Origin of the sequence: Exiguobacterium sp. s124 (genome assembly GCF_018617485.1) — a bacterium.
Taxonomy (GTDB): Bacteria; Bacillota; Bacilli; order Exiguobacteriales; family Exiguobacteriaceae; genus Exiguobacterium; species Exiguobacterium aestuarii.
Window position 1 is genome coordinate 1,516,188 of record NZ_JACSKH010000001.1, and the last position, 11,768, is coordinate 1,527,955.

Annotated in this window: 14 protein-coding genes; all 14 read right to left on the reverse strand. The window is 47.2% G+C overall.

Annotated features, from left to right (window positions below):
* Positions 1-18: 18 nt before the first annotated feature.
* A complete protein-coding gene (locus KNO85_RS07905; RefSeq protein WP_214789856.1) occupies positions 19-1,719 on the reverse strand; it encodes a proline--tRNA ligase in 1,701 nt (566 codons plus the stop codon).
* Positions 1,720-1,751: 32 nt separating this feature from the next.
* Positions 1,752-3,002 carry an RIP metalloprotease RseP gene (gene rseP / locus KNO85_RS07910; RefSeq protein ID WP_214788740.1) on the reverse strand — a complete coding sequence of 417 codons (1,251 nt, stop codon included), beginning with the start codon at positions 3,000-3,002 and terminating at the stop codon, positions 1,752-1,754.
* Between the two features lie 3 nt (positions 3,003-3,005).
* Complete coding sequence (dxr, locus tag KNO85_RS07915) at positions 3,006-4,163, reverse strand: 1-deoxy-D-xylulose-5-phosphate reductoisomerase (protein WP_214788743.1); 1,158 nt, start codon at positions 4,161-4,163, stop codon at positions 3,006-3,008.
* A gap of 14 nt (positions 4,164-4,177) precedes the next feature.
* Complete coding sequence (locus tag KNO85_RS07920) at positions 4,178-4,975, reverse strand: phosphatidate cytidylyltransferase (RefSeq protein WP_214788746.1); 798 nt, start codon at positions 4,973-4,975, stop codon at positions 4,178-4,180.
* A gap of 1 nt (position 4,976) precedes the next feature.
* Positions 4,977-5,714 carry an undecaprenyl pyrophosphate synthase gene (locus tag KNO85_RS07925; protein WP_214788748.1) on the reverse strand — a complete coding sequence of 246 codons (738 nt, stop codon included), beginning with the start codon at positions 5,712-5,714 and terminating at the stop codon, positions 4,977-4,979.
* An 84-nt stretch (positions 5,715-5,798) separates the two neighbouring features.
* The gene (gene frr, locus KNO85_RS07930) at positions 5,799-6,359 is read right to left on the reverse strand and encodes a ribosome recycling factor (protein WP_214788751.1); all 561 of its coding nucleotides are present in this window, start codon (positions 6,357-6,359) and stop codon (positions 5,799-5,801) included.
* Positions 6,356-7,081, reverse strand: a complete 726-nt coding sequence (gene pyrH, locus KNO85_RS07935; RefSeq protein WP_214788754.1) for a UMP kinase — start codon at positions 7,079-7,081, stop codon at positions 6,356-6,358. The genes frr and pyrH overlap by 4 nt, the downstream gene beginning before the upstream one ends.
* 110 nt (positions 7,082-7,191) lie before the next feature.
* A complete protein-coding gene (gene tsf / locus KNO85_RS07940; RefSeq protein ID WP_074034676.1) occupies positions 7,192-8,073 on the reverse strand; it encodes a translation elongation factor Ts in 882 nt (293 codons plus the stop codon).
* 117 nt (positions 8,074-8,190) lie between these two features.
* Positions 8,191-8,931: a 30S ribosomal protein S2 gene (rpsB, locus tag KNO85_RS07945; protein ID WP_015881415.1), complete on the reverse strand. Its 741-nt coding sequence runs from the start codon at positions 8,929-8,931 to the stop codon at positions 8,191-8,193.
* Positions 8,932-9,083: 152 nt separating this feature from the next.
* Positions 9,084-9,473, reverse strand: coding sequence for a hypothetical protein (locus KNO85_RS07950; RefSeq protein WP_214788757.1), 390 nt, complete (start codon positions 9,471-9,473; stop codon positions 9,084-9,086).
* A gap of 12 nt (positions 9,474-9,485) precedes the next feature.
* Positions 9,486-10,256 (reverse strand): FliA/WhiG family RNA polymerase sigma factor, encoded by a 771-nt coding sequence (locus KNO85_RS07955; protein WP_214788760.1) that lies wholly within the window; start codon positions 10,254-10,256, stop codon positions 9,486-9,488.
* 12 nt (positions 10,257-10,268) lie between these two features.
* The gene (locus tag KNO85_RS07960) at positions 10,269-10,754 is read right to left on the reverse strand and encodes a chemotaxis protein CheD (RefSeq protein WP_214788763.1); all 486 of its coding nucleotides are present in this window, start codon (positions 10,752-10,754) and stop codon (positions 10,269-10,271) included.
* Positions 10,747-11,346, reverse strand: coding sequence for a chemotaxis protein CheC (locus tag KNO85_RS07965; RefSeq protein ID WP_214788766.1), 600 nt, complete (start codon positions 11,344-11,346; stop codon positions 10,747-10,749). The genes KNO85_RS07960 and KNO85_RS07965 overlap by 8 nt, the downstream gene beginning before the upstream one ends.
* Entirely contained in the window at positions 11,336-11,767 is a 432-nt protein-coding gene (locus tag KNO85_RS07970; protein ID WP_214788768.1) for a chemotaxis protein CheW, read from the reverse strand. The genes KNO85_RS07965 and KNO85_RS07970 overlap by 11 nt, the downstream gene beginning before the upstream one ends.
* Position 11,768 lies beyond the last annotated feature (1 nt).

Genomic DNA, 11,768 nt, shown 5'->3' on the forward strand with positions numbered 1-11,768 from the left:
CGCTGTCACCTTCATCCATTAATGAACTTCGCTAAATTTTGAAATGATGACTTCGTTCAATTCATCGATTGACGTTTCAATCACTTCACCTGTTGCCCGAACTTTTACTTCAACGATTCCTTCGCCAGCTTTCTTTCCGACGTTGACGCGAATCGGAAGGCCAATCAAGTCCGCATCGGCGAATTTGACGCCCGCGCGCTCTTTTCGGTCATCGAACAAGACATCGTACGTTTGACCGAGTTCTTCATAAAGACGGTTTGCAAGTTCAACTTGCGTCTCGTCTTTTGCGTTAATGGCAATCAAATGAAGATCGAACGGCGCCACGTTTCGTGGCCAGATGATTCCACGGTCGTCATGATGTTGCTCCACGATCGCTGAGAGCGTCCGTGACACACCGATTCCGTAGCAACCCATGATGAGTGGTTCAGCGCGACCTTCTTCGTTCAGGAATGTCGCCCCCATTGCTTCTGAATAACGTGTCCCGAGTTTGAAGACTTGTCCGACTTCAATTCCACGTGCGAAACGGACTGGACCCGATTCGTCAGGTGCCAAGTCGCCTTCCACGACAAAACGTAAATCATGATACGTCATCTCTGCGAGGTCACGTTCGGCATTCACACCTGTGAAGTGCGTGTTTGCTTCATTCGCTCCACAGACCGCATCTACAAGATACTTGACCGCATAGTCGGCAACGACTTTGACCGGCGCATGGATTGGTCCAAGCGTACCTGGCGCACAATTGAATAGCTCAACAATTTTCGCTTCGTCTTCAAGTTGAATATCGAGTCCACCGAGTGCGTTTTTCACTTTGACTTCATTTGCTTCATGGTCGCCACGGACGATTGCCATCACTGTCTCTCCATCAACATTGAATAGGACAGATTTAATCGTCGTCTTCGGATCGACGTTCAGGAATTTCGCTACGTCTTCAATCGTACGATTTTCTTCCGTGTCCACTTTTTCGAGTGGACGTACGTCAGCTTGTTGCATCTCATAACGATCGAGTGTTTCTGCCATTTCAATGTTTGCTGCATAGTTCGACGAATCTGTATAGACAATCGTGTCTTCCCCGATATCAGCAAGCGCTTGGAATTCATGCGTGTCTTTCCCGCCGATTGCACCTGAGTCTGCGACGACCGGACGATATTTGAGACCGGTACGATCAAAGATACGTGAGTACGCGTTATACATGTTTGTATACTCTTCATCTAAATCTTCTTGCGTCGCGTGGAATGAGTATGCATCTTTCATCAAGAACTCACGTCCGCGAAGTAAACCGAAGCGCGGACGACGTTCATCGCGATACTTCGTTTGAATCTGATACAGGTTCATTGGGAGTTTTTTATACGAGTTCAGTTCGTCTCGTACGATGGACGTGATTAATTCTTCATGCGTCGCACCGAGGGCGAAGCGGCGGTCATGACGGTCAGTCAATCGCATCAACTCCGGACCATAGATGCCCCAACGTCCTGTCTCTTCCCAAAGTTCTGCCGGTTGGATGGCAGGCATCAATAATTCTTGCGCACCAGCACGATTCATCTCTTCACGGATGATCGTTTGAATGTTGTGTAACACGCGATGTCCGAGTGGAAGATAGGAATAGATTCCAGCCGCATTTTGACGAATGAATCCTCCACGGACGAGAAGTTGATGACTGACAGCTTCCGCGTCAGCCGGTACTTCTCTCAAGGTAGGCATGAGCAATCTAGATTGTTTCATACAGTTCAACGTTTCCCTTCTCTACAAACAGCTTATTTGAAGAATGATTGAATGTCGTTCCAGGTGACAATCAACATTAAAATCATCAATAATGCGAATCCGATAAAGTGAACGAATCCTTCTTTTTTCGGATCGATTGGACGCCCGCGCACCGCTTCGAATAGGAGGAAAATCAATCGTCCTCCATCTAATGCAGGAAGCGGGAGTAAGTTGAAGATAGCTAGGTTGACGGAAAGAAGTGCTGTCCAGTTCAACAGCATGATCAAACCGCTCGCCGCCACTTCATCTGTCATACGCACGATTCCGACAGGTCCTGCCAATTGATCGACACCGACTTGACCCGTCACCAAATCACCGACGGCTGAGAAGATGAGCGTGGACATCGTCCACGTCGTCTCGGCACCTGTCGTCACAGCTTTAACTGGTGAACGTTCCAACGCGTTCGTGACACCAAGAATCCCGACCGTTTCGCCGTTTTGTTCAACCGCCTGTGGTGTGACTGTGACCGTCGCTTCCTCACCATCACGGACGTATGTGACGTCTGTTGGCGTGTCAGCACGATCCGCTAATGCGGTACGTAAGTCGAGCCAATCAGTGATTGGTTCCCCTTCAATCGATACGATTTCATCCCCACTCATCAAACCAGCCTCATCGGCGGCCGAATCAGGTTGAACGGTACCGATTTGACCATCGTTCGTCGGCGTTCCTTGAACGAGACCGACGATGATGAGCAAGATAAACGCCAAGACGAAGTTCATCGCTGGACCGGCTGCAATCGCCAAGACACGCTTCCATACCGATTGGGCACCGAACGTGCGGTCATACGGTGCGATTTGAATTTCCATCCCTTGGTCGACAAGAAGTGTATCCCGTTCTAACGAATAGACACGTACCTCCTCATCGATGAGGAGCTGTACTTTCAACTCATGTGTCGCGTCAAATTTATCAACGGTACCGACAACTTGAACATCCGTAGCGGTGTCCGGCTGAAAATAGACACGATCGACAGTGCCTTGTTCGGTTAAACGAAGTCCGACATGTTGACCTGCACGTACTTCAATCGGCTCAAAATCTTCCCCGGCCATTTTGACATAGCCACCGATTGGTAAGAGACGAATGGTATAGAGCGTTTCATTTTTACGGAATGAAACAATTTTTGGACCGAATCCGATTGCAAACTCGTGACAGAGAATGCCTGCCCGTTTCGCCATGACGAGGTGTCCCCATTCGTGTACCGAAATGAGAACTCCAAACATCAGAACGATGGCGATAAAAGTCGTCATGATTTATTCCCCACCTTCAATTCCTTGCTGAATCTGTTGACGTACTGCTCGGTCGACTTCTAGAATTTGCGATAGCGTTGGTTCGGCAATCACTTCATGTTGAGCCATTGCTTCTTCAACGAGTCGTTCAATTTCTAAGAACTTGATGTGACCGTTCAAGAACAAGTCCACTGCCATCTCATTGGCCGCATTCAGGACGGTTGGCATGGAACCGCCAATTCTTCCTGCTTCAAACGCTAACCGGAGAGCCGGGTAACGATTGAAATCTGCCTCTTGAAAATGTAGCTTTCCGATTTCTTTCAAGTTTAACCGCTTATTCCCCTCAATTTCAAGCCGCTTCGGTTCTGAGAGCGCATAAAGAATCGGGCCCCGCATATCCGGGTTTCCAAGCTGTGCCATCACAGCCGCATCTTTAAATTCAACCATCGAATGGATGATCGATTCACGATGCAAGATGACTTCAATATCATTATAGTCGATATCAAACAGCCAGTGTGCCTCGATCACCTCAAGACCTTTATTGAACATCGTCGCGGAGTCGATGGTAATCTTCGCCCCCATCGACCAGTTCGGATGATTCAATGCATCTTCAACCGTCACATCAGCTAATTCTTCTCGTGAACGATCACGGAAACTTCCGCCAGACGCCGTTAAAATGATTTTTGAAACATCTTCTCTACGTTCTCCATTCAAACATTGGTAGATGGCAGAATGCTCGCTATCGACCGGTAAAAGTTTAACCCCATGTTCTTTCACAGCAGCTTTGACGAGATGTCCTGCTGTAACGAGTGTTTCTTTGTTGGCGAGCGCAATATCTTTCCCTGCTTGAATGGCAGCAAGCGTCGGCTCGAGGCCAACCGCTCCCACGACCGCCGTCACGACGATATCAGCTCGTTCTGCAGTCGCGCACTCTTTGAGCCCTTCAGGACCAATGAAGTATAAAGGTTCATATGTAAGGCGTGGTTTCAGTTGTTCGAGTACCTCGATACTTGTCGCCGACACATATTTAGGTCTAAGTCGATTAATCCATTCCGTGGCGACATCGACGTTCGTGCCGAATGCATATGCCTCAAGTTCAAACAGATCGGGGTGCTGTTCGATGACGTCACATGTCTGCACGCCAATCGAACCTGTCGCCCCAATTAAGCTAATTCGCTTCATCTCGACACTCCTTCTCATAGCAGATTAAACACCCAAATAACAGTAAAGACCGCAATCATACTATCAAATCGATCTAAGATTCCTCCGTGACCAGGTAATAAATGACCAGAGTCTTTAACTCCGAACTGGCGTTTATACGCGGATTGCACCAAATCACCGAGCTGTCCGACGACGGCTACGACGATGGCTAAAATGATGACTTCCAATATCGGTAGAATCGGATCGATCCACACGAAAATGACTCCGAGGACAACGGCAGATACGATCCCACCAATTGCTCCTTCAATCGTCTTATTCGGACTGATGGATGGCCAAAGTTTTGCTTTCCCGAACGCCTTCCCCGTGAAATAAGCCCCTGAATCCGTCGCCCAAATCATAAATAAGATGAGCAACACTTTTGATAAACCGTCTTCAGACAGTCGTACTAGTGCGAAGCTCGAGAAACCGACGACCAAGTAGACAGCGGATACGAAGTAGAACCCGGCATCTTCATAGGTGAATCGATTTTTTGTGACAACCGTCCAAAACAGTAATAAAACTAGCCCTAGCACGAGCCACTGTTCGATTGTGAATGGCATTTCACCTGTAACGATTTGTGTCTCCAGCAATAATAAAACGAATGGAAAGGCGACAAGGAGTGATGTCACTAAAAACGGGAATGCCAGCAGCTTGTGTTTTCGCATCAACGTAAACTCGCTCAAGCCAATGAGAGCGAGAATCCCCATTAATGAAACAAAGGCGTTACCACCGAGCGCGATCACGGTAATAAAGATTGCTCCTGCCCAAAGTCCTGTAATAATTCGTGTCTTCATGTTACACCCCACCAAAACGACGCGTGCGCGCGTTGTAAGATTCAATCGCTTCTACAAAATGCTCACGCTTAAATTCCGGCCACAATACTTCCGTGAAATGGAGTTCAGCATATGCGCTTTGCCACAATAAAAAGTTTGAAAGTCGTTGTTCACCGCTTGTGCGAATGATGAGGTCCACATCTTGAACGTGGGTCATGAGTCGTTCACCGATTAACTGGTCATCCACAGCGTCTGGTATAAGCATACCAGATTGTACATCTTCGGCAATGCTACGCATCGCTTGGACGAGTTCATCCCGACCACCATAGTTGAGCGCGAAGACGAGTTTCAATCCCGTGTTTGTAGCGGTGCGTTCTCTCGCCTGATCGACAGCCTCACGCGTCTCGCGAGGTAGTTTTGTCGTATCACCAGCGACAAGCACCTGAACGTTTTGTTCATGAAGCTCTTTCAAATCGGTCTCTAAAAACTGCTTTGGCAATTTCATTAAAAACGAGACTTCCTCTTCCGGACGAGTCCAGTTTTCCGTTGAGAACGCGTAAAGCGTCAGTGATTGAATCCCGAGTTCTTGCGCTGTCCGAACGGCTTCGCGGATTGACTTCATCCCTTCTCGGTGACCCATGATGCGAGGGAGACCACGTTTTTTGGCCCAACGTCCATTTCCATCCATGATGATGGCTACGTGCTCAGGAACACTTAACTCCGCCTCGACTTTTGTTTTAGGATTCACCCATTTAAACATTCTGTTATCCTCCTGATTGTATGAAAGAAGGACCCTCTCAGAAAAAGGGTCCCCACACAGCTTTTTGGTATACCACTTCCGTGATTACACTTCCATGATTTCTTTTTCTTTCGTTGCTGCAGATTCATCAATCTTCTTGATATACGAATCCGTCAACGTTTGAACGTCATCTGCATATCCGCGGAGATCGTCTTCTGTTAACTCGCCATCTTTCTCGAGTTTTTTCAAGTTTTCGTTTGCGTCACGGCGAACGTTACGAACAGCGACTTTCGCTTCTTCCGCATATTTCTTCGTGATTTTAACCAATTCTTTACGACGCTCTTCCGTCAAAGCAGGAATCGCCAAACGGATGACTGTTCCGTCAGAAGATGGAGACAATCCGAGGTCTGCCTTTTGAATCGCTTTTTCCACTTCTGAAACCATTGATTTATCCCACGGTTGAATCAAGAGCAAACGCGCTTCCGGTGTATTGATGTTTGCCACTTGATTAAGTGGTGTCGGAACGCCATAGTAATCAACTTGAACAGGATCCAAAATCGATGCACTGGCGCGGCCAGTGCGAAGCGTACCAAAATCACGTTTAAGTGATGTGTGCGCTTTTTCCATTTTTTCTTCAGCTGTTTTCAATACTTCTTTGACACTCATGAATTGACTCCTCCTACTACCGTCCCGATATGTTCTCCGAGTACGACACGTTTAATGTTACCTTCTTCAAGCAATGAGAATACAATCAATGGAATGTGATTGTCCATACAGAGCGAGGTTGCCGTTGAGTCCATGACTTGAAGTCCGTCTTTTAGGACATCAAGGTAAGACAACGTATCATATTTCACTGCAGTGGCATCCAATTTTGGATCAGCAGAATAGACACCGTCGACATTGTTTTTACCCATTAAAATAACATCGGCTTCGATTTCAGCAGCGCGAAGTGCAGCTGTCGTATCCGTTGAGAAGTATGGGTTCCCTGTCCCTGCTGCAAAGATGACGACGCGACCTTTTTCAAGATGACGCATCGCACGGCGACGAATGTATGGTTCAGCAACTTGTCGCATTTCAATTGATGTCTGGACGCGCGTTTGGACACCGTACGTTTCAAGGCTATCTTGAAGAGCAAGTGAATTTAAGACGGTCGCGAGCATTCCCATATAGTCTGCGTTTGCCCGATCCATTCCAAGTTCACTACCCGTCTTTCCACGCCAAATGTTTCCGGCACCTACAACAACGGCCACTTCTACACCCATCTCAATCAATTCTTTAATCTGATTTGAGATTGAGTTTACAATGTTAGGGTCAATCCCATAACCTTGATTTCCAGCGAGCGCTTCTCCACTCAATTTTAACACAATTCGTTTATATTTCGGTTCCATAACTTTGCCTCCTCTTGCTTGAAAAAAGGGAACACGCTCCCTTAACGAACTAACTCAAGGTTATACAGACGTGTTCCCAATTTTGGTTGCATCATATGCGATGACGCAGATTATTTTTTAAGTTGGTTCATAACTTCTTCAGCAAAGTTCTCTTCACGTTTCTCCATACCTTCTCCTACTTCGAAGCGTACGAACGAGTTGACTTTCCCGCCTTTAGATTCTACGTACTTCCCAACTTTGAAGTCGCCGTCTTTTACGAACGTTTGGTCTACGAGGCAGATTTCCTCGAAGTACTTGTTCATGCGACCAGCAATCATTTTCTCAACGATGTTAGCAGGCTTGCCTTCGTTAAGAGCTTGCTCAGTCAAGACTTTCTTCTCACGGTCGATTTCTTCAGCTGATACTTCGTCGCGTGTCGCGTAAAGTGGACGTGCTGCTGCAACGTGCATCGCTACGTCTTTTGCAACTGTTTCGTCAGATGTGCCGTCGATTACAACGACAGAACCGATGCGACCACCCATGTGGAGGTACGTACCGAATACAGCATCGTCAGCTTTTTCAAGAACAGCTACACGGCGGAGTGAAATTTTCTCTCCGATTGTAGAAGCTTCTTCTTGGATGTACGTTTCAAGCGTTTTGCCTGCTTCGTAGTCAGCTGCGAGTGCTGCTTCTGCAGTTGTTGCGCCTGAAGCGAGTACTGCTTTCGCTACGTTGTTTACGAGTGTTTGGAACTTCTCGTTCTTCGCAACGAAGTCTGTTTCTGAGTTGATTTCGACGAGCACAGCTTTGTTGCCTTCAACTGCTACTGCTGTCAAACCTTCAGCGGCGATACGATCACCTTTTGCTGCTGCTTTAGCGATTCCTTTTTCGCGAAGGAAGTCGATTGCTGCTTGCATGTCACCGTCTGTTTCAACGAGTGCTTTTTTGCAATCGAGCATTCCTGCTCCTGTTTTTTCACGAAGTTCTTTTACCATTGCTGCTGTAACTGCCATCGGAAATTCCTCCTTGTAAAACTAACGAATTTTAAGAAAAAGCACGAGGCTTTTTGAATACTTGTCCTAAAAAAAGGTGATAAAAGGCTTTCCCTTTATCACCTATTGTCTCACTGATTACTCAGCTTCTGTAGCTTCAGCTTCTGTCGCTACAGCTTCTTCAGCAACTTCTTCTTCACCTTGCTTCGCTTCGATGATAGCATCAGCCATTTTCGAAGTGAGCAATTTAACTGCACGAATTGCATCGTCGTTCGCTGGGATGACGTAGTCGATTTCATCTGGGTCACAGTTTGTGTCGACAATCGCAACGATTGGGATGTTCAATTTGTGAGCTTCCGCGATTGCGATACGCTCTTTACGTGGGTCAACGATGAAGAGGGCGTCAGGCACTCCAGGCATATCCTTGATTCCGCCGAGGAACTTCTCAAGACGAGTCATTTCTTTTTTCAAGATGATGACTTCTTTCTTAGGAAGTACTTCGAACGTGCCGTCTTCTTCCATTTTTTCGAGTTGCTTCAAGCGGTTAATACGCTTTTTGATTGTTGAGAAGTTAGTGAGTGTTCCACCCAACCAACGTTCGTTAATGAAGAACATACCAGAACGGATTGCTTCTTCTTTGATTGTATCTTGAGCTTGTTTTTTCGTACCTACGAAGAGGACGTTTCCGCCTTCTGCCGCGAGTTCACGAACAAAGTTGTAAGCTTCGTCTACTTTTTTGACCGTTTTTTGAAGGTCGATGATGTAGATCCCGTTACGCTCTGTGAAGATGTATTTCGCCATTTTTGGGTTCCAACGGCGTGTTTGGTGACCGAAGTGTACACCAGCTTCAAGCAATTGCTTCATTGAAATTACTGCCATGATAAATTTCCTCCTTGTGGTTTAAAAAAGTCCTCCGCCTCGTTCATTGTTGTATTCCGACCTTTCGGCACCGAGGAATACCATCCCGAGACGTGTGTGATGTGTTTAACACCGAGAACTACTATAGCATATGTCACGAAATCCGGCAACTCTCACTTTTTGCGAAGTTTCGCATATAGCGCGAGTTCGCCTTCCCCTTTTCCAAGAATGCGGGCAGCATCTCGGACCGAATGCCGCAATAACACATCATCTACGTCAATTGATGGTTTTGACTTGTCTTCATCTAAGTCGTTTGACACGACATCCGCTTTTGTCTCAACAGGTACGGACACATCCTCCTGATGAACGTCCGCTTTACGCTCTACGGGTTCTTTCGTGACAAGATCGTTCATCGACTCCATGAACGAGAGAAGCAACGTCTCCGTCTCCTGTTTCTCTCGTTCGAGTCGCTCAACCCGTTCTTGTAACGCCTGGACTTGACGGTACCCGAATAAAAAACCGTAAGCAACCAAACAAGCCGTGATCACATATACAATATACACTTGTTCATCTCCTTACGATGTCTTTTCTTCTAAATACGACCGTCCGAGTGCCTGCTTTAACGTCTTCAACGCCTTTGAATGGATTTGAGAAATGCGAGAGGTGGACAGTTCAAGCACTTCCCCAATTTCGGTCAATGTCAGTTCATCAAAATAGAATAGTGATACGACGAGCCGCTCTTTTTCGGACAAATGGTCGACTTCTGTCGCGAGCACATCAATTAACTCTTGTTGGAGTAGGGTATCTTCTGGTTTTTCAGAGTCTGGGTCGAAATACGTGACAGACATCACTTTGCCTTCTTCTTGTAACGTCACAGCCTCATCAATCGACAGCATATTGGCAAAATACCCTTCTGCCATCGTCCGTTCAATTTCAGAAACAGGAAGGTCACAGGCGACTGCTAACTCATGCTTCGTCGGGGCGCGATGTAACGATTGTTCAAGTTGTTCTGCCACGTGGTCGATTTTTTTTACTTTCTCACGAACCGAACGAGGCAACCAATCCACTTTTCGCAACCCATCGATGATGGCTCCCCGAATTCGAAAGGCGGCGTACGTATCAAATTTATTGTTATGCTCTGGATCATATTTCATAAGGGCATCGTACAATCCCATGTAACCCAAACTTTTCAATTCGTCGCGTTCGACGCTTTTTGGTAGCGTCACGATCATCCGTTGTACGTGGTAGTGGATGAGAAACTCGTAATGTGCTAGTAGTTCGTTTGCTGTATCCATATCACGGTCCGTATTCCAGCGATCCCACAACTGTGTAAGATGAGTCGTCATGTCGATCCCCCCTTATAGTTCTTTCGTGCCTACGCTCACCGTCCGAATCGACAAAATCGATGTCGCTACATCGAATTCGATCGTTCGTCCGTTATGTCCGCCACAATCTTCGGCCACGAGCGGAATCCGATGAACTTTTAATGCTTGGCGAATCGCCTCGGCGTTTCGTTCTCCGATTCGCATCGCTTCATTCTCATATTTAAATTGAAACATTTGTGCGCCACCTGCCATTTTGGCTTGTAACCGCGTCGCTCCTTCTCGTTTAAGAGAATGGACGAGCGTGTCGATGGCTGTGTCTGCATATTTTCCTACTTCAATCGTTTGATTCTTCCGAGCAATGGTCGAGTCGGGTAACATGACATGCGCCATTGCCGCCAATTGGAGACGAGTGTCATATAAAATGACTCCAACACACGACCCGAGTCCAGCTGTACGGAGGCGATTCGGCGCTGTCGTTTGTTTCCATTCGGCGATGCCGATTTTTAATACGTCAGCCATTGCCTAGCAACCGTTCTTGAATACGTTTGAGCGAACCATGTGTCGGTAGGAACAACACATGCCCAGCGCTTACTTTTTGATCAATCATAAATGTCGTGTCGATGTACAATGCGGCATCTTCTTCAGGTTGAACCGATGTCACGACAAACTCGACGATTGACCCAGCCATATCGATTGCCGTTGCCGGCACTTGAATCATGATTGGCGTCTGTAGCCAGTCACCAAGTGCCCGGGCATAAGCACCGCTCATAATATTCCCGACTTCTTCCCAAGCCGATATCCCTAGCTCATCAGTTGATTGGAACGAGAATGGCATCCCAATGAGTGTCGATACCATCTGTTCGGCGTCCTCGACGGCAAACAAAATGAGAATCATGCCGCGTATCTCACCGTCTAACTCGAGTAGCACCGAAGCGACATGTCGCTCCGGACCACCCACTCGATCAGGCAAATACGAGATTGGCTCCATCTCAGCCGAGGAGACCGTGATATTCACCGGTTTGGCTAACATGGCGGATAACGCGGTAGCCGCATGACCAGACCCTATATTTCCCAGTTCCTTTAACAAGTCTTGCTCAAACTCACTCAGCATACTGTTCCTCAAACAACGCATTCGCATCGAGAAGTGAGAAGAGTTTGTCTTCTCCTTTAGCGATGGCTGTCAAGTGTGCTGAAATCATGTCGCGACTCGATTCTGGAATCGGTTCAATCCGCACTTCATCACTTTCAACCACTTCGTTTGCGCGGTCGACGATGAAGCCCGCATCCCCTTGATTCAAGGATGCGATTAAAATACGCGTCTCATCTGTCGGTTCGATTTCTTCATAACCGAGACGCAAACGAAGGTCGATGACCGGTGTGACGACACCCCGAAGATTGATGACCCCTTTCACGTGTAACGGGGCGTTCGGGACGCGTGTGATCGGCTGAAGTCGCTCGATTGAACGGACCGATTGTACATCGATCCCGTACGTATTTTCTTCAAGTGAAAAGACTACCCATTTCTGTTCCATC